The 16,270-nt window shown below is 72.7% G+C and carries 17 protein-coding genes and 1 pseudogene; 13 read left to right on the forward strand and 5 right to left on the reverse strand.

Annotated elements, in window-relative coordinates:
• The first annotated feature begins 40 nt into the window (after positions 1–40).
• Together ACFPFQ_RS18195 and mug are read left to right on the forward strand one after the other, a co-directional pair.
• Positions 41–1,249: an MFS transporter gene (locus tag ACFPFQ_RS18195; RefSeq protein ID WP_379620271.1), complete on the forward strand. Its 1,209-nt coding sequence runs from the start codon at positions 41–43 to the stop codon at positions 1,247–1,249.
• Between the two features lie 53 nt (positions 1,250–1,302).
• Positions 1,303–1,869 carry a G/U mismatch-specific DNA glycosylase gene (gene mug / locus ACFPFQ_RS18200; protein ID WP_379620273.1) on the forward strand — a complete coding sequence of 189 codons (567 nt, stop codon included), beginning with the start codon at positions 1,303–1,305 and terminating at the stop codon, positions 1,867–1,869.
• A gap of 81 nt (positions 1,870–1,950) precedes the next feature.
• Here mug and ligD read toward each other — a convergent pair whose 3' ends face one another.
• Both ligD and ACFPFQ_RS18210 read right to left on the reverse strand, forming a co-directional pair.
• The gene (ligD, locus tag ACFPFQ_RS18205; RefSeq protein WP_379620275.1) at positions 1,951–2,934 is read right to left on the reverse strand and encodes a non-homologous end-joining DNA ligase; all 984 of its coding nucleotides are present in this window, start codon (positions 2,932–2,934) and stop codon (positions 1,951–1,953) included.
• Between the two features lie 7 nt (positions 2,935–2,941).
• Complete coding sequence (locus ACFPFQ_RS18210) at positions 2,942–3,202, reverse strand: DUF2631 domain-containing protein (RefSeq protein ID WP_379620277.1); 261 nt, start codon at positions 3,200–3,202, stop codon at positions 2,942–2,944.
• Positions 3,203–3,276: 74 nt separating this feature from the next.
• On the opposite strand from ACFPFQ_RS18210, the gene dxr reads away from it, so the two are divergent.
• The 5 genes from dxr (at position 3,277) to ACFPFQ_RS18235 (ending at position 8,725) form a co-directional block, all read left to right on the forward strand.
• Positions 3,277–4,449, forward strand: a complete 1,173-nt coding sequence (dxr, locus tag ACFPFQ_RS18215; protein WP_379620279.1) for a 1-deoxy-D-xylulose-5-phosphate reductoisomerase — start codon at positions 3,277–3,279, stop codon at positions 4,447–4,449.
• Positions 4,450–5,138: 689 nt separating this feature from the next.
• The gene (locus ACFPFQ_RS18220) at positions 5,139–6,425 is read left to right on the forward strand and encodes a M50 family metallopeptidase (RefSeq protein WP_379620281.1); all 1,287 of its coding nucleotides are present in this window, start codon (positions 5,139–5,141) and stop codon (positions 6,423–6,425) included.
• 26 nt (positions 6,426–6,451) lie between these two features.
• Positions 6,452–6,949, forward strand: coding sequence for a hypothetical protein (locus ACFPFQ_RS18225; protein ID WP_379620283.1), 498 nt, complete (start codon positions 6,452–6,454; stop codon positions 6,947–6,949).
• A 155-nt stretch (positions 6,950–7,104) separates the two neighbouring features.
• Positions 7,105–8,229 carry a flavodoxin-dependent (E)-4-hydroxy-3-methylbut-2-enyl-diphosphate synthase gene (ispG, locus tag ACFPFQ_RS18230; protein ID WP_379620741.1) on the forward strand — a complete coding sequence of 375 codons (1,125 nt, stop codon included), beginning with the start codon at positions 7,105–7,107 and terminating at the stop codon, positions 8,227–8,229.
• A 7-nt stretch (positions 8,230–8,236) separates the two neighbouring features.
• Positions 8,237–8,725, forward strand: a complete 489-nt coding sequence (locus ACFPFQ_RS18235; RefSeq protein WP_379620285.1) for a GNAT family N-acetyltransferase — start codon at positions 8,237–8,239, stop codon at positions 8,723–8,725.
• Positions 8,726–8,728: 3 nt separating this feature from the next.
• Here the strand turns inward: ACFPFQ_RS18235 and ACFPFQ_RS18240 are convergent, their stop codons facing one another.
• The gene (locus tag ACFPFQ_RS18240; protein WP_379620287.1) at positions 8,729–9,070 is read right to left on the reverse strand and encodes a hypothetical protein; all 342 of its coding nucleotides are present in this window, start codon (positions 9,068–9,070) and stop codon (positions 8,729–8,731) included.
• 207 nt (positions 9,071–9,277) lie between these two features.
• On the opposite strand from ACFPFQ_RS18240, the gene ACFPFQ_RS18245 reads away from it, so the two are divergent.
• Positions 9,278–10,111, forward strand: coding sequence for a GNAT family N-acetyltransferase (locus tag ACFPFQ_RS18245; RefSeq protein WP_379620289.1), 834 nt, complete (start codon positions 9,278–9,280; stop codon positions 10,109–10,111).
• A 43-nt stretch (positions 10,112–10,154) separates the two neighbouring features.
• Here ACFPFQ_RS18245 and ACFPFQ_RS18250 read toward each other — a convergent pair whose 3' ends face one another.
• Positions 10,155–10,562: a MerR family transcriptional regulator gene (locus ACFPFQ_RS18250; RefSeq protein ID WP_379620291.1), complete on the reverse strand. Its 408-nt coding sequence runs from the start codon at positions 10,560–10,562 to the stop codon at positions 10,155–10,157.
• Positions 10,563–10,593: 31 nt separating this feature from the next.
• Between ACFPFQ_RS18250 and ACFPFQ_RS18255 the strand changes: the two genes are divergently transcribed.
• The 5 genes from ACFPFQ_RS18255 to ACFPFQ_RS18275 all read left to right on the forward strand — a co-directional run bounded on the left by ACFPFQ_RS18255 (position 10,594) and on the right by ACFPFQ_RS18275 (position 15,273).
• On the forward strand, positions 10,594–11,133 hold the full coding sequence (locus ACFPFQ_RS18255) for a class I SAM-dependent methyltransferase (RefSeq protein ID WP_379620293.1): 540 nt from the start codon (positions 10,594–10,596) through the stop codon (positions 11,131–11,133).
• The gene (locus ACFPFQ_RS18260) at positions 11,112–12,920 is read left to right on the forward strand and encodes a penicillin-binding transpeptidase domain-containing protein (protein WP_379620295.1); all 1,809 of its coding nucleotides are present in this window, start codon (positions 11,112–11,114) and stop codon (positions 12,918–12,920) included. The genes ACFPFQ_RS18255 and ACFPFQ_RS18260 overlap by 22 nt, the downstream gene beginning before the upstream one ends.
• A 145-nt stretch (positions 12,921–13,065) precedes the next feature.
• A complete protein-coding gene (locus ACFPFQ_RS18265) occupies positions 13,066–13,467 on the forward strand; it encodes a DUF3054 domain-containing protein (protein ID WP_379620297.1) in 402 nt (133 codons plus the stop codon).
• A 34-nt stretch (positions 13,468–13,501) separates the two neighbouring features.
• The gene (gene map, locus ACFPFQ_RS18270) at positions 13,502–14,359 is read left to right on the forward strand and encodes a type I methionyl aminopeptidase (RefSeq protein WP_379620299.1); all 858 of its coding nucleotides are present in this window, start codon (positions 13,502–13,504) and stop codon (positions 14,357–14,359) included.
• A 2-nt stretch (positions 14,360–14,361) separates the two neighbouring features.
• Entirely contained in the window at positions 14,362–15,273 is a 912-nt protein-coding gene (locus ACFPFQ_RS18275) for a S66 peptidase family protein (RefSeq protein ID WP_379620301.1), read from the forward strand.
• A 19-nt stretch (positions 15,274–15,292) separates the two neighbouring features.
• On the opposite strand, the pseudogene ACFPFQ_RS18280 reads toward ACFPFQ_RS18275, so the two are convergent.
• Positions 15,293–16,187 (reverse strand): annotated as a pseudogene (locus ACFPFQ_RS18280) (ABC transporter ATP-binding protein); the annotation flags it as partial.
• Positions 16,188–16,270: the final 83 nt, after the last annotated feature.

The following is a 16,270-nucleotide window of genomic DNA, read 5'->3' on the forward strand; positions in this document are numbered from 1 at the left end:
CGCCCCCGGGCGGCCCGCCCGGTTCCTGCAGGATTGCCCGGTGACCAGCACCGGCACCACTCGGCCCGGCGCCGCGACGGCGGTCACCACGGTGGCGCTCGGCGTCGACATGTTCCTCTACGGCAGCCTGGTCCCGCTGCTGCCCGGCCTGCCGGCGGTCGCCGGATCGCCTGCTGCGGCCGGGCTGCTGTTCGCCGGCTACGCCGTGGCGATGGTGGTGGCCACGCCGCTGGTCGGGCGCTGGGTCGACCGATCCGGGGCCCGGTCGCCGATGCTCGCGGGCCTCGTCGGGCTCGCGGTGGCCACCGTCCTGTTCGCCGCGGCCGCCGACGTCCCTGGGACGGCGGGGCTCGTGGTGCTGGTGCTCGCCCGCGCCGCGCAGGGGGTGGCCGCGGCTACGTCCTGGACGGCGGGGCTGGCGCTGATCGCGGCCACGCACACGCCCGAGCGCCGCGGCACGGTGATGGGACTGGCACTGTCGGCCACCGGCGCCGGGGTGTTGCTGGGGCCAGCAGTGTCGGGCTTCCTGGCCGAGGCGATGGGCCCGCGCGCGCCGTTCCTGCTGGTGGCGGCGCTGGCCGCGATCGATGCGGTGGCCCGCGTGATCTGGATCCGCCGGACCGCACCCGCCGACGCACCGACGTCGCTGCGCGTGATGGCGCGCGGCCCGCAGGCCGGCCTGCTGATCGGGCTGACCGCGCTCGGGGCTGCGTCGATCGCGTTCATCGAGCCGATCCTGCCGTTGCAGCTCGCGACGCTGGGACTCGGCTCGGGCGCGATCGGGGTCGTGTTTGGTGCGGCGGTGCTGCTCGGGGCCGTCGCCGCGCCACTCGCGGGGATGCTCACCGCCCGGCTCGGTGCCGCGCGCCTCGCGGCGCTCGGCACGCTCGTCGCCGCGCTGGGCCTCGCGCTCGCGGGCCGGTCGGTTGTGCCGCTCGCGATCGCCGGTGTCGTGCTCGTCGGGGTCGGCGCGCAGCTCGTGCTCGCCCCGACGCTGGTGCTGATCGGCACGCTCGCCGAGCACATCCAGCCGCCTGCCTACGGCACGGCGTACGCGCTCTACAACCTGGCCTTCACCGGCGGGTTGGCGCTCGCCCCGCTCGCGGCGGCGGGGGCGGCCAGCGCGGCCGGGGTGCCGGCAGCGACGGTCGGGGCGGCGGTGCTGGCCGCCGTCGTCGGCGTGGTGCTGGTGGTGCGGGGGCGGGGTGGCCGTCCCGGACGTCAGCAAGGTGGCCCTCCTGACGTCTGACGTCAGCAGGGCCACCCTGCTGACGTCCGGCGGCCGTGCGGCAGGATCGCACCGTGGCGCCGCGATTCTCCGAAGCCGAGCTCGCTGCCGCCCGCTCCCGCACCATCGACGACGTCCTGCCCGGCCCGGCCGACCCGCCGCTGCGGGTCCTGTTCTGCGGCATCAACCCCGGCCTCGTCTCGGCGATCACCGGTCTGCACTTCGCGCGTCCCGGCAACCGGTTCTGGCCCGCACTGCACCTGTCGGGCCTCACCCCGCGCCTGCTGGACCCGTCTGAGCAGGACGAGCTGCGCGGGCTCGGGCTGGGGATCACCAACATGGTCGCCAGGGCGAGCGCGCGGGCCGATGAGCTGAGCGGCGCCGAGATCGTGGCGGGCGGGGAGCGCCTGCGCGCGCTCGTGGCCGCGGAGCAGCCGGCGTGGCTGGCCGTCGTCGGGATCACGGTGTTCCGCACGGCCTTCGCGCAACCGAAGGCCACCATCGGCCCGCAGGAGCAGAGCTTCGGCACCACCCGTGTCTGGGCGCTGCCCAACCCCAGCGGGCTCAACGCCCACTGGCAGCTGCCGGAGCTGGCGGCGGAGTTCGGGCGGCTCCGGACGGCGGCCGGCTACCCACTGTAGCCAACCATCCCGTCGAGAACGACGTTGTGATGATCAACAGGGCCATTTGATCATCGTAAGTTCGTTCTCGACGGGCGACCGTCACGCTCCGTCGAGGTCCTGAATCTCCTCGGCGGGGGGTGGTTCCGCGCCCTCCTGGGCGTCGCGGTCGGCCCACTCCAGGAGCTCGTCGAGAACGAAGACGGCGTCGTCGATGCCCGCGTGCAGATCGCCCAGCTCGGCGAAGCGGGCGGGGACGGTGGCGATCGTGAAGTCGCCGGGCTCGGCGTCGTCGATCTCGTCCCACCGGATCGGCGTGGAGACCACCGCCTCGGCGACCCCGCGCACCGAGTAGGCGGCGGCGATGGTGTGGTCGCGGGCGTTCTGGTTGTAGTCCACGAAGATCGACGCCGGGTTGCGGTCCTTGCGCCACCACGTCAGGTCGACGAGCCCGTCGGAGCGCCTGCCCACTTCGCGCGCGAAGGCGTGAGCCGCCCGGCGGACGTCGGCGAAGCCCCAGCGCGGCTCGATCCGCACGTAGATGTGCATGCCCTTGCCGCCGGACGTCTTCGGGAAGCCGGTGGCACCGAGCTCGTCGAGCACCTCGTGCGCGACGTGGGCGACGCGCCGGACGTCGGCGTAGCTCGCGTCGGGCATCGGGTCGAGGTCGATGCGCCACTCGTCGGGGAACTCCACGTGTGCGGCGCGCGAGTTCCACGGGTGGAACTCCACCGTGGACATCTGCACGGCCCACACGACGTCGGCCGGATGCTGGACGCACAGCTCGTCGGCGGTGCGGTTCCAGCGCGGGAAGTGCACGCGGACGGTCTGCACCCAGTCGGGTGCGCCGCTGGGCAACCGCTTCTGGTGCACCTTCTTGCCGGTGACGCCCTTGGGGAAGCGGTGCAGCATGCACGGCCGGTCGCGCAGCGCGCGCACGATGCCGTCGGAGACGGCGATGTAGTACTGCGCCAGGTCGAGCTTGGTCTCGCCGCGGGCCGGGAAGTAGACGCGGTCCGGGCTGCTCAGCCGGACCGTGCGGTCGCCGACCTGCAGCTCGACGGCCGAGCCAGCGGATCCGGCCACGGCGAGCTCAGTGTCGCCAGGAGTTCCGCTTGCGGACCACCTGGATGATGATGCCGATGGCGATCACCACGGCGAACCCGATCAGCCAGAGGTCCTGCGTGCGGCTCTGGTAGTTGCCGATCATGAAGACCAGCAGGATGAAGATCGAGATGACACCGGCGACGACGCGGCCCTTGGGGAATTCGCCGTGCCAGCCCCACTCGGCCGACGGCTCGTCCTCAGGGTCCACCGCGGGAGCCTTCGCCAGCTCCTTGGAGTTCCTCGCCACGCCGTCCTCCTGATCAACACTTCGGGTACGGGGCACATCGTCGCACAACGCGCGAGCGGGGATGATGGGACGTGATGAGTACCCATCGATCGGTTCTCGTGCTGGGGTCCACCGGATCCGTCGGCACGCAGGCGCTGGAGCTGCTGGCCGAGCACCCGCAGCGCTTCACCGTGGCCGGGCTGGCGGCCGGCGGCGGCGACGTCACGCTGCTGGCCAGGCAGATCCGCACCCACCACGTGCGCCGCGTCGCGGTGGCCGACCCGGACGCGGCGATGACGCTGCGCCGCGCGCTGCCCGGCATGGGGGTGCGTGGCGTCGAGGTCCTGTCCGGTCCGGACGCGGCCACCGAGCTGGTGCGGGGCACCGACGCCGACATCGTGCTCAACGGCATCACCGGCTCGGTCGGGCTCGGCCCGACGCTCGCGGCGCTCGAGTCGGGTGCGGTGCTGGCGCTGGCCAACAAGGAGTCGCTGGTGGCGGGCGGGGCGCTGGTGCTCGGGGCGGCCGCGCCCGGCCAGCTGGTGCCGGTCGACTCCGAGCACTCCGCGCTGGCCCAGTGCCTGCGCGGCGGCAGCGCGGGCGAGGTGGCGAAGCTGGTGCTCACGGCGTCGGGCGGCCCGTTCCGCGGTCGCAAGCGCGCCGACCTCGCCGACGTCACGGTCGCCCAGGCGATGGCGCACCCCACCTGGGACATGGGCCCGGTCATCACCATCAACTCGGCCACGCTGATCAACAAGGGCCTGGAGCTGATCGAGGCCCGCCTGCTGTTCGACGTGCCCTACGACCGCATCGACGTGGTGGTGCACCCGCAGTCGATCGTGCACTCGATGGTCACCTTCGTCGACGGCTCCACCATCGCGCAGGCCTCCCCGCCGGATATGAAGCTGCCGATCGCGCTCGCGCTGGGGTGGCCGGACCGGCTGCCCGGCGCGGCCGCCGCGTGCGACTTCACGGCCGCGCAGAGCTGGACGTTCGAACCGCTCGACGAGGACGCGCTGCCCGGCGTGCGGCTGGCGCGGGCGGCGGGCACCACCGGCGGCTGCCTGCCCGCCGTGCTGAACGCGGCCAACGAGGAGGCCGTGGCGGCGTTCGTCGGGGGCGGCCTGACGTTCCTGGGCATCACCGACCTGCTGGCCAGGGTGCTCGACGACGCCGGCGGCTGGACGGGGGATCCGGCGACGGTGGCCGACGTGCTGGCGGCGGAGGAGTGGGCGCGCGCTCATGCGCGCGAGCTGGTGGCGGGGTAGCAGCCGGCCGGCCGTTGCAGGAAGGTCGTTCATGGCCTGCAGCCGCCATGAACGATGAGAATCGGCGCTGTCGGGTGCGGTTGGACCGCGTGCCCCGGCTTTACGGCGCCCTCGCCGGGCCGGCAGATCAACAGGAGGGCGCAACAACCACCCGGCGTGCGCGAGCTGCACACCACGGCCATCGCAATGGCGCTGCGGTGCGGCTCACGCGGATCAAGCTCAGCGCGCTGCGCTGCGGGGCCCGGCGAGGTGTTGCGAGGTGCGATTCGGTGATCAACGCCTACTGGTTCGGTGTTGACCATGAGCCAGTGGGCGTTGATCACCGCGCCCGCGGGCGAGCGCGCACTGGCTCATGATCCAACCAGAACCTGTGGGCGTTGATCGCTCGACCGGCGCCAGGCTCTCGGATTGCAGGAAGGCCACCTTGCCGCAAGATTCTTGCGGGAAGGCCACCTTCCTGCAACGGGGCCAGCGCGGGGGGCGTCGGATGCGCTTCCCGGTAGGTCCCGCTGGTAGGCCGCCTTCGGACGGGGATGCTCCGGAAAGCCACTTTCCCGCAACGTCGTTGCGGGAAAGTGGCTTTCCTGCAACCGGGAGCCGCTCGCCGGCGCACTCCACGTCACCCACACACGCACTCCCGCTAACGTGGAGGGGGTGCGAGTGGCCGAGAACCGTGGGGGAGTCGCCCGATGATGACCGTGATCGGGATCGTGATCTTCTTCGTCGGGGTGCTCTTCTCCGTCGCCTGGCACGAGCTGGGCCACCTCACCACGGCGAAGTGGTTCGGCATCAAGGTGCCGGAGTTCATGGTCGGGTTCGGGCGCACCATCTGGTCGCGCAAGGTCGGTGAGACCGAGTACGGCCTCAAGCTCATCCCGCTCGGCGGCTACATCCGCATGATCGGGATGATCCCCCCGGCGAAGGGCGAGACGCTCGGTCGCAGCCGTCGCACCGGCCCGTTCCAGGGCCTCATCGACGACGCCCGCCAGCAGTCGGCGATGGACGTGCTGCCCGAGGACGCCGACCGGCAGTTCTACCTGCGGGCGCCGTGGAAGCGCGTGATCGTGATGTTCGCGGGCCCGTTCATGAACCTGATCCTCGCCGTGGTGCTGTTCGGGATCCAGCTGATGGGCATCGGCGTCCCCACCACCAACACCACCGTCAGCGCGGTGAGCGCCTGCGTGGTGCCGGCGTCCGCGGCCACGCAGGACTGCCCGATCGGCGCGCCGCCCACCCCCGCCGCCGCCGCGGACTTCCGGGCGGGCGACCGGATCGTCGCCTTCCAGGGCCGGACGTTCGGCCCCACCGACTGGACGCAGCTGCAGGAGGCGATCCGGGCCGCGTCCGGCACCGTCACGGTCACCGTGGAGCGCGACGGGCAGCAGCTCGACCTGCACCCGACGCTGATCAGCACCGAGCTGCGCGCACTCGACGGCAGCGACAAGGTCGTGCAGGGCAGCTTCCTCGGGTTGAGCCCGAACACGTCCTACGTGCAGCAGAGCCTCGGCGCGGTCGGCCAGCAGATCGGCGACGTCGTCGGCCGCACCGGCCAGGCCATCATCGGTCTCCCGCAGCGCGTGCCCGCCCTGTTCGGCGCCACCTTCCTCGGCGAGAAGCGCGATGTCGACGGCCCCGTCGGGATCGTCGGGGTCTCGCGGATCGGCGGTCAGATCCTCGCGGCCGATGCGCCGCCGATCGTCGAGCTGTCGATCTTCCTGCAGCTGTTGGCCGCGGTGAACATCTCGCTGTTCCTGTTCAACCTGCTGCCGATCCCGCCGCTGGACGGTGGGCAGATCTTCCCGGCCATCTGGGAGGCGATCCGGAGCCGCTTCGCGAAGCTGCGCGGGCGGCCGGACCCCGGTCCCGTCGACATCGCTCGCTTGATGCCGGTGGCCTACGTCGTGGCGATCGTGTTCATCGCCTGGAGCGGGATGCTGTTCATCGCGGACATCATCAACCCCGTCACGATCAACTGAACCACCCTCAACCGATTGGTCCTGACTTGGCACTGCCGCTACCCGATGACCGCCCGATCGCGGTCTTCGACATCGACGGCGTGCTCGCCGACGTCTCCCACCGGCTGCATCACATCCAGGGCCGGTCGCACGACTGGGGACGGTTCTTCCGCACCGCGGATCGCGACCCGCTGCTGGCCGAGGGCGCCGAGCGGCTGCGGGCGGCGCTGATCGACCACGACGTCATCTACCTGACCGGACGCCCGGAGTGGACCAGGCGGCTCACCGAGCGCTGGCTCGCCCGCCACGGCCTGCCCACCGGCCCGTTGATCATGCGCGACGACTACGACCGCGCCCCGGCCCCGCTGCTCAAGCGCGGGGAGCTGCGCCGCCTCGCCCGCAGCCGCACCATCGCCTCGGTGCTCGACGACGACCCGTCGGTGGTCGACGTCCTGGAGGCCGACGGCTGGCCCGTTGAGCTGGCCACCTGGCTACCGCACTCGTCCACGTTGAAGAAGGCGCAGGACGACCTCGGCCGCACCTGACGCCCACCGCGCCGCCCCGTTGGCCACAGCGCCTCCGAGGGGTCACCGACCGGATGGCAGCGCCGGCACCCACCACATGGGTGGGCCTCACCACCGCGAGCGGCGGTCGCGGCACCGGCGGGGGGATACTGGGGGTCGTGAGCGTCTCCCTGGGCATGCCCGTTCCTCCCGCGCCGACGCTGTCTGCGCGTCGCGCCACCCGGCAACTGCAGGTGGGGTCGGTCGGGGTCGGTTCGGAGCACCCGATCTCGGTCCAGTCGATGACCACCACCCTCACCTCCGACGTCAACGCCACGCTGCAGCAGATCGCGCAGCTCACCGCGGCGGGTTGTGACATCGTCCGCGTCGCCTGCCCGAGCCAGGACGACGCCGACGCGCTGCCGGCGATCGCGCGCAAGTCGCAGATCCCGGTGATCGCCGACATCCACTTCCAGCCGAAGTACGTGTTCGCCGCCATCGAGGCCGGCTGCGCCGCGGTGCGGGTGAACCCGGGCAACATCCGCAAGTTCGACGACCAGGTCAAGGAGATCGCGGCCGCCGCGAAGGACCACGGCACCCCGATCCGGATCGGCGTCAACGCGGGCTCGCTCGACAAGCGGCTCATGGAGAAGTACGGCAAGGCCACGCCGGAGGCGCTGGCGGAGTCGGCGATGTGGGAGGCGGGCCTGTTCGCCGAGCACGACTTCCACGACATCAAGATCTCGGTCAAGCACAACGACCCGGTCGTGATGATCCGCGCCTACGAGCTGCTGGCCGAGCAGTGCGACTACCCGCTGCACCTGGGTGTCACCGAGGCCGGCCCGGCGTTCCAGGGCACGATCAAGTCGGCCGTCGCGTTCGGGGCGCTGCTGCGCCAGGGCATCGGCGACACCATCCGCGTCTCGCTGTCGGCGCCTCCCGTCGAGGAGGTCAAGGTCGGCATCCAGATCCTGCAGTCGCTCAACCTCAAGCAGCGCAAGCTGGAGATCGTGTCCTGCCCGTCGTGCGGGCGGGCTCAGGTCGACGTCTACACGCTCGCCGAGCAGGTCACGGCCGGTCTCACGGGCATGGACGTGCCGCTGCGGGTGGCCGTCATGGGCTGCGTCGTCAACGGGCCGGGGGAGGCCCGCGAGGCCGACCTGGGTGTGGCGTCGGGCAATGGCAAGGGCCAGATCTTCGTCAAGGGTGAGGTCATCAAGACCGTGCCCGAGCACGCCATCGTCGAGACGCTCATCGAGGAAGCGATGAAGATCGCCGCGACGATGGAGGCCACCGGGGATCCGCAGGTCAGCGTCGGCTGAGCAGCCGGTGACGCCGAACCTGGCAGGCGATCGGGTGGAGCTGGTGCCGCTGGTGCCGGGTGCTGCCGCCGAGATGGCGCCACTGCTCGACGACGCCGCACTGCACAGGTTCATCGGCGGCAGGCCGCTCACGGAGCCCGAGCTCCTCGCCCACTACACGCGGCTGGTCGCAGGTGCGCCCGGGGCCAGCGGCCAGACGTGGTTCAACTGGGTCATCCGGCGCACCGACACCGGTGCCGCCGTCGGCACCACGCAGATCACGCTCAGCACCGAGGACGCGGCGATCGCCTGGGTCGTGGCCACGTCCGCGCAGGGCCACGGCTTCGGGACGGCCGCCGCCTGCGCCATGGTCGCGTGGCTCGCCGTGACGGTGGACGTGCCCGTCGTCGCGTACATCCACCCGGACAACATCGCCTCCGAGCGGGTGGCCCACAAGGCCGGGCTCCGGCCGACGGACGGGTGGGAGGACGGCGAGCGCATCTGGCGGCTGCTGTAGCGGTCAGGAGCAGGCGCTCGACAGCTTGTCGCCCGTGCCCACCACCTGCGCTCCGCTGATCACCGCGGCCGCCCCGGCGATGGCGGCGGCGAGGGTGGCGGCGTCGGCCTTCGCGGCGACGGCGGCGAGCCTCGCACCGACGCTGGTGAAGGCGGCGTTCATCGGGCCGAAGTCACCGGCGGCTGCGGCCGAGGTGGCTCCGGTGATCGCGGTGGTGCCGTCGTTGAGCACGCCGATCGCCTCGGTGCACACCGCGGTCCGGTTCGACCCACAGGCGCTGAGGGCGAGGGCGAGTGCCAGCGCTGTGGCGCCGGAGGCGGCGACGTGGAAGGTGGGGCGGATCATGGTGGGAGCCCTTCCTGCTGCGATGCGGGCGGCCAGCATGTCCTGCCCGATTCGCCCGGAGATCGGGTCGTGATCCCCGTATTCGGTAGCGCGTTCCCCATCTTCTGCGGTTGCGGCGCGTCAGCCATGGGGCCGCGTTCGGCGCACCCGTGTGGGATCTGCCGGTCCCCGTTTCGGCGGCGGGGGCGGATGTGGCACCGTAGGAAGGTGCTTCGAGTCGCCGGAGCGCGGCTCCTCGACGACCGGGACCGCGCGGGTGTACGTGCGGTCCTGGACGACGATCCAGTGGCTGCTTGCATGGTCGCGGCCCGGATCGAGGTGGCCGGGCTCGATCCGTGGCGACTCGGTGGCGAGCTGTGGGCCGTCGGGTCCCGGCTGGACGGCCTGTGCTTCTCCGGCGCCAACCTCGTGCCGCTGCGGGGCGACCGCGCGTCGCTGCGCGCTTTCGCCGACCGCGCCCGCCGTCACGGTCGGGGCTGCTCGTCGGTGGTGGGCCGGGCCGAGCTCGTGCTCCCGCTGTGGGACGAGCTCGCCGGGCACTGGGCGCCCGCCCGCGAGGTGCGCGCCGACCAGCCGCTGATGGTGCTGTCGGGGCCGGCCGCCGTGGCACCCGATCCGCTGGTGCGCGCCGTGTGCCCGGCCGAGCTGGACAGCTACCTGCCGGCCGCGGTCGCGATGTTCACCGAAGAGGTCGGCGTCGACCCGCGGGCGGGTGACGGCGGTGCCGGGTACCGGTCGCGCGTGGCCGAACTGGTGGCCGCCGGCCGGGCCTTCGCCCGGTTCGAGGGGGGCCAGGTCGTGTTCAAGGCCGAGATCGGCGCGTTGTCGTCGCGGGTCGGGCAGATCCAGGGTGTCTGGGTGCACCCGGAGTGCCGCGGGCGCGGGCTGGGAACGGCAGGCACGGCCGCGGTCGCCGAGCGGCTCTCGGCGATGGGGCGGGTGTCGAGCCTGTACGTCAACGGCTTCAACCGCACTGCCCGCGCGGTCTACCAGCGGATCGGCTTCACGCAGGTGGCGAGCTTCGCCACCATCCTGTTCTGAGGGGTCGCGCGACGGGGCGCTGTCGTGCTCGTGGCGCGCCCGGTCACGAGGGTGCGCCCACCCGCTCGTCCAGCGCGCCGCGCAGGTACTCGCAGTCGCGCACGGGCTGTGGGGTCGGGCAGTCGCGGCTCGCCAGCAGCAGTGCCCTGGTGTGCTCGGCCTCGGCGATCCGCGCATCGAGGAGCGTGACCTGCTCGTCGACGATCCGCGGCCAGTCGCCGGGCTCCGGGTGCAGTGCCGCCCTGATCGCGGCCAGTCCCAGCCCGAGGCTGCGGCCGACCGCGACGAACGCCAGCCTGCGCAGCTCCTCCGAGCCGTAGCGGCGCCGCCCGCCGTCGCGGGGCAATTCGGCGAGCAGGCCCTCGCTCTCGTAGAAGCGGATCGCGGACGGGGCGAGCCCGACCCGGCGGGCGGCCTCGCCGATGCCGACCGTCGCGCGCGCATTTGACATCAAGGGCACTTGAGCATCCACCGTCGTGGGCATGGCAGCTTCGATTCCACGGATGTGGACGACCGGCACGGTTCCCAACCGGATCGCGGCGCTGCCGTCCGGGCGGCTGGGACGGCTCGGCGGGCGCCTGATGCGGGTGCTCAACGGCTCCCAGCAGCGCGAGGTGCTGGCCCTGCTCGGCGATGTGCGGTGGCTCGCGGTGCGCGGACTCGCGCGCGAGATCGCAGGCGGCCGCGTGCGGGTGGACCCCGGTGACGCGGCGGACACCGGTCGGCCCGACGCGTCGCTGGATCTCGTCGTCTCGGTCAACACCGTCGCGATCTGGCCCGAACTCGACACCGGCGTCGCGGAGCTGCGCCGTGTGCTGCGCCCCGGCGGCAGGCGCGTGCTCGCCTGGGACGGCGCCGTCGCGGGCGCAGCGCCGGCTGGTGCCCCCGCCGGAGCGGCTCGCGCAGATCGACACCGCGTTGCGCGCTCACTTCGAGGACGTTGCCCTGCACCCGGCTCGTCGCTGCACCGTCTTCGAGGCGCACCCGTAATCTGGCCTTCGTGCTCCTCTCCCGCCGGCTGATCGCGTTGGCGGGCGCACTCGCCCTGACCGCCGTCTGCGCGGGGTGCGGCCTGTTCGGCGGTGACGGCCCGGACAAGACCGTGCAGGGGTTCCTCACCGCATGGGCAGCGGGGGACGACAAGGGCGCAGCCGCGCTCACCGACGACCCGACGGCCGCCGAGGCGGTGCTCGGCAGCGTCCGCATGTCGTTGAAGCCGGTCCGGGTGAGCGGTGACATCGCGCAGGTCCGCACGGCGAGTGACCGGTCGACGGCGTCGGTCAACATCACCTGGGACCTCGGCGAGAACCGGATGTGGAGCTACCTCGACGAGCTGTCGCTGACCAAGGGGCAGGGCGGCGAGAGCAAGTGGCTGATCCACTTCACCCCGATGATGGTGCACCCGCAGCTCGCGGCGGGACAGCAGCTCACGCTGCGCACGACGGTGCCGCAGCCCGCGCCCGTCGTCGATCGCGGCGGGGTGCCGCTGCTGCAGCCCACCCAGGTGATCACGGTGCTGCTGGACCGCCTCGCCGCCGGTGACCTGCCGGCCGTGACGAAAGCGCTGGCTGCGGCGCTGTCGCCGATCGACCACGACATCACCCAGCAGTCGATCACCGACGGCGCCGCGAAGACCCCGGACGGGCAGGGTTACACCGTCGCGGCGCTGCGCAACACCGACTACCAGACGGTGAAACCCGCCATCCACGAGCTGCCCGGCGTCACGTTCAGCAGCTCGGAGCTGCTGCTGGGCCCCGACGCGACGTTCGCGCAGCAGGTGCTGCCCGAGGTTCGCACTGCCACGCTGGCGCAGCTCTCGGGCGTCGCAGGCTGGTCGGTGCAGGTGATCGACGGTTCCGGGGCGAAGGTCCGCACGCTGACCGAGCAGGCGCCGAAGCCGGGCACCACCGTCACGATCGGGATGGACCGGGCGTTGCAGGCCGCCGCGGAGGACGTGGTCGAGCGCATCCCGCAGCAGGCCGCGCTCGTGGCGATCGCGCCGTCCACCGGTGACCTGCTCGCCGTCGCCCAGAACGAGCCCGCCGACGCGGCCGGCGCGATCTCGCTGACGGGGCGCTTCCCACCCGGCTCGACGTTCAAGATCGCGACCGCCGCGGCAGCCGTCGGCGCCAGCGGGCTCAACGCCCTCTCACCCGTCGCCTGCCCCGGCGTCACGGTGATCGGGGGCCGGGCCGTGCCGAACGAGGGCAAGTTCGACCTCGGTACCGTGCCGCTGCGCACGGCGTTCGCCCGATCGTGCAACACCACCTTCGCGCAGCTGGGCTCGCAGCTCGGACCCGACGCGCTGCCGGCCGCCGCGCTGAGCCTCGGGCTCGGCGCAGACTTCGCCGTGCCGGCCCTCACCACCGTGACCGGCTCGGTGCCGGCGAGCCCCGAGCAGGTGCAGCGCGCCGAGAACGGCTTCGGGCAGGGCGAGGTGCTGGCCAGCCCGCTGGGGATGGCGCTGATGGCCGCCACCGTGGCACACGGCTCGCCGGTGGTGCCGCAGCTGATCCGCGGGCAGCCCACGAAGGTGCTCAAACCGGCCACCGCGCCCGATCCGGCGGTGCTGGCCCAGGTGCGCACGATGATGCGCGCCGTGGTCACCGAGGGCACCGCCAAGGCGCTGGCCGGATCCGGCGAGGTCTACGGCAAGACGGGCACCGCCGAGTTCGGCGGCGACGGCCACGCGCACGGCTGGTTCGTCGGGTACCGGGGCGACGTCGCGTTCGCCATCCTCATCGTGGACGGCGCCAGCTCGGCACCCGCGGTGGTGGCGGCCCAGCAGTTCCTGGCGGCCACGGGCTGACGGTCCGGTGGTGGCAGGGGCCGGCGCCCGCGCCCCGTTGCAGGAAAGCCACTTTCCTGCAACGACGTTGCGGCAAAGTGGCTTTCCTGTCATCGCCGCAGGGCCGGACCACCCCGGTACTCGACACGGCGCCTACCCTGACTCCATGCCGCCCGAGCAGTCCGACGCCCTGCCGCACAGCCGCATCGTCGCGCTCGCGCTCGCGGCCGACGTCGTCGCGGTCATCGTGTTCGCGGCCATCGGCCGCGCCAGCCACGACGAGGCCGGTGATCTGCTCGGGTTGCTCGGCACCATCGCGCCGTTCGCGGTCGGGCTCGCCGCGGCATGGGCCACCCCGATGGTGCGGGCCAACCCGAGCGGGCTGCGGGCGGGCGCCGTCGTGCTCGGGGCCACCGCGGTGATCGGGCTGCTGCTGCGCCTGGCGTTCCTCGGCCGGTTGCCGCTGGCGTTCGTGCTGGTCGCGGTCATCTCGCTCGGCGTGCTGCTGCTGGGCTGGCGCGGGCTCGCGATGCTGGTGGCCCGGCGGGTCGCGCACCGCGTCCGCTGAACCTCCGGGCCGCGCAGCTCCTACACTGGGAGCCATGCCTGCCCGCACGCTGCTCACCCCCGGCACCGTCTCTCCGGTGCGTCCGGTCCCCGCGTCGATCCCGCGCCCGGAGTACGTCGGCAAGGAGCGGCCCAGTCGCAGCACCGACGCCTGGGTGCAGGACCCCGAGGTCATCGAGGGCATGCGGGTGGCCAGCCGGATCGCAGCGCGTGCGCTCGCCGCGGGCGGAGCGGCGGTGGCGCCCGGCGTCACCACCGACGAGGTCGACCGCGTGGTGCACGAGTACCTGATCGACCACAACGCCTACCCGTCCACGCTGGGCTACAAGGGCTTCCCGAAGTCGTGCTGCACCAGCCTCAACGAGGTGATCTGCCACGGCATCCCCGATTCCACCGTGATCGAGGACGGCGACATCGTCAACATCGACGTCACCGCGTTCATCGGCGGGGTCCACGGCGACACCAACGGCACGTTCCTCGCGGGCGAGGTGAGCGAGGAGGACCGGCTGCTCGTCGAGCGCACCCGGGAGGCCACGGCCCGCTCCATCAAGGCGGTGAAGCCGGGCCGCGAGCTCAACGTCGTCGGTCGGGTGATCGAGTCATACGCCAAGCGCTTCGGCTACGGCGTGGTCCGCGACTTCACCGGTCACGGCATCGGCCGCAGCTTCCACAGCGGCCTGGTGGTGCTGCACTACGACGAGCCGAGCGTGCAGACCGTCCTCGAGGTGGGCATGACGTTCACGATCGAGCCGATGATCACGCTGGGCACCATCGACTACGACATCTGGGACGACGGCTGGACGGTCGTGACCAAGGACCGCGCGCGCACGGCGCAGTTCGAGCACACCATCCTCGTCACGCCCGACGGCGCCGAGATCCTGACCCTGCCCTGACGGTGCCGGGGAATCGGGTCTGGCCGGCGCCGCTGCGCGCCGGTGATCGCGTGGCGCTGGTCGCACCGGCCGGGCCGGCGCCGGTGGTCGAGCTGGAGGCCGGGACGGCCGTGCTCGAGGGCTGGGGCCTGCGGGTCGAGCCGGCGTTCCCGCCGGGTGAGGTGCACCCGCGGCTGCGCTACCTGGCCGCCGACGATGCGGCCAGGGCGAAGCAGCTGCAGCAGGCGTGGTGCGATCCCGACATCGCCGCGGTGATCTGTGCCCGCGGCGGCTACGGGGCGCTGCGCATGCTCGATCTCGTCGACTGGGACGCGATGGCGGCGGCCCCGTCGAAGATCTTCGCGGGCTCCAGCGACATCACGGCGCTGCATGCCGTGCTCGGCCGCAGCTGCGACGTCGTCACGCTGTTCGCCCCGCTCACGGCAACTGGCGCGATGCTCGACCCGGACACGCAGGAGCACCTGCGCCGCGCCCTGTTCGACCCGCCCGACGTGCTGCACGGCGCCGCGCAGGCGGAGACGATCATCGGCGGCCGGGCGACGGGACGGCTCGTCGGCGGCACGCTCAGCCTCGTGGTCTCGACGCTGGGCGTCCCCGACGTGGAGCTGCCGCCCGACGGTGCGATCGTGCTGTTGGAGGACATCACCGAGCGGCCCTACCGGATCGACCAGTTCCTCACCCACCTGCTGCGGGCGGGCTGGTTCGACCGGGTTTCGGGCATCGTCCTGGGCTCGTGGCACAAGTGCGGCGAGCCGGCGGAGGTGCACGACGTGATCGTCGACCGGCTCGGGCCGCTCGGGGTGCCGCTGGTCGAGGAGTTCGGCTTCGGACACTGCCCCGATGCCCGGACGATGCCGCTGGGCGCGGTGGCCGAGCTGGACGCAACCGCCCGCACGCTGACCATCCGCCGCTGACCCACCCGCGGCAGCCCGTTCAGTCCGGCACCGATCCCGCGGGCAGCACCGAGAGCAGCAGCTTCGTGTAGTCGTGCTCCGGTGCGAGCAGCACCTGCTCGGCGCTGCCCGACTCCACGATCCGACCCTGGTACATCACGACGACCCGGTCGGCGATCGTCCATGCCAGCCCGAGGTCGTGGGTGATCACCAGCGCGCCCAGCCCCAGCGTCGAGCGCAGCCGCAGCAGCAGCGCGAGGATCTCGCCGCGCATCGAGGCATCGAGTGAGGCCACCGGCTCGTCGGCCACGAGGAACCTTCGCGCGAGCGCCAGCGCTCCCGCGATCACCGCCCGCTGGCGCTGCCCGCCGGAGAGCTCAGCGGGCAGCGCGGGCAGGAACCGCGACGCCGGTCGCAGCTCGGCCTGCTCCAGCGCCGCCTCGACGAGCGCGCGCTCGTCGCCGGGCAGCTTGTGCACCCGCGGGCCCTCCGCCACGGCCTCGTAGACGCTGTGGCGGGGGTTGAGCGCGCCCGTCGGGTCCTGCAGGACGAGCTGCACCTGCCGCCGGTACTCGCGCAGGCCCTTGGCCGAGCGGGGGAGCGGCCTGCCGTCGAAGCAGACCGCTCCCGACGTCGGGCGCTGCAGGCCCAGCAGGCAGCGCGCGAGCGTCGTCTTGCCGGAGCCGGACTGCCCGACCAGCGCGACGATCTCGGACCGCACCTCGAGCGACACGTCGTCGACGGCACGCAGAACGCCACCCCCCGCGCACCGGGAACTCGACGGTGAGCCGGTCGGCCGCCAGCGCCGGTCCGGCCCCCGATGTCACCGGCTGCACCAGCCGCGACGCCGGATCCCCCACGACGGGGAAGGCCGCCGCGAGCGCCCGGGCGTGCGGGTGCGTGGGGTGGCGCAGCACCTGCGCCGCCGGGAGTTCTACACCTCGCTGACCGCACGAGCTGATGCGCTGTCCGAGCTGACCGAGGCGGTGCTGTGCGCCGACGGGCCGGTCACATCGCT

This window comes from Pseudonocardia sp. GCM10023141 (assembly GCF_042653605.1).

Coding starts and splice junctions, on each gene's coding strand:
- dxr (WP_379620279.1), top strand. CDS start 3,277: ATGAGTACCCATCGATCGGTTCTCGTGCTGGGGTCCACCGGATCCGTC.
- ACFPFQ_RS18220 (WP_379620281.1), top strand. CDS start 5,139: ATGATGACCGTGATCGGGATCGTGATCTTCTTCGTCGGGGTGCTCTTC.
- ispG (WP_379620741.1), top strand. CDS start 7,105: ATGCCCGTTCCTCCCGCGCCGACGCTGTCTGCGCGTCGCGCCACCCGG.
- ACFPFQ_RS18240 (WP_379620287.1), bottom strand. CDS start 9,070: ATGATCCGCCCCACCTTCCACGTCGCCGCCTCCGGCGCCACAGCGCTG.
- ACFPFQ_RS18250 (WP_379620291.1), bottom strand. CDS start 10,562: ATGTCAAATGCGCGCGCGACGGTCGGCATCGGCGAGGCCGCCCGCCGG.
- ACFPFQ_RS18255 (WP_379620293.1), top strand. CDS start 10,594: ATGGCAGCTTCGATTCCACGGATGTGGACGACCGGCACGGTTCCCAAC.
- ACFPFQ_RS18265 (WP_379620297.1), top strand. CDS start 13,066: ATGCCGCCCGAGCAGTCCGACGCCCTGCCGCACAGCCGCATCGTCGCG.
- map (WP_379620299.1), top strand. CDS start 13,502: ATGCCTGCCCGCACGCTGCTCACCCCCGGCACCGTCTCTCCGGTGCGT.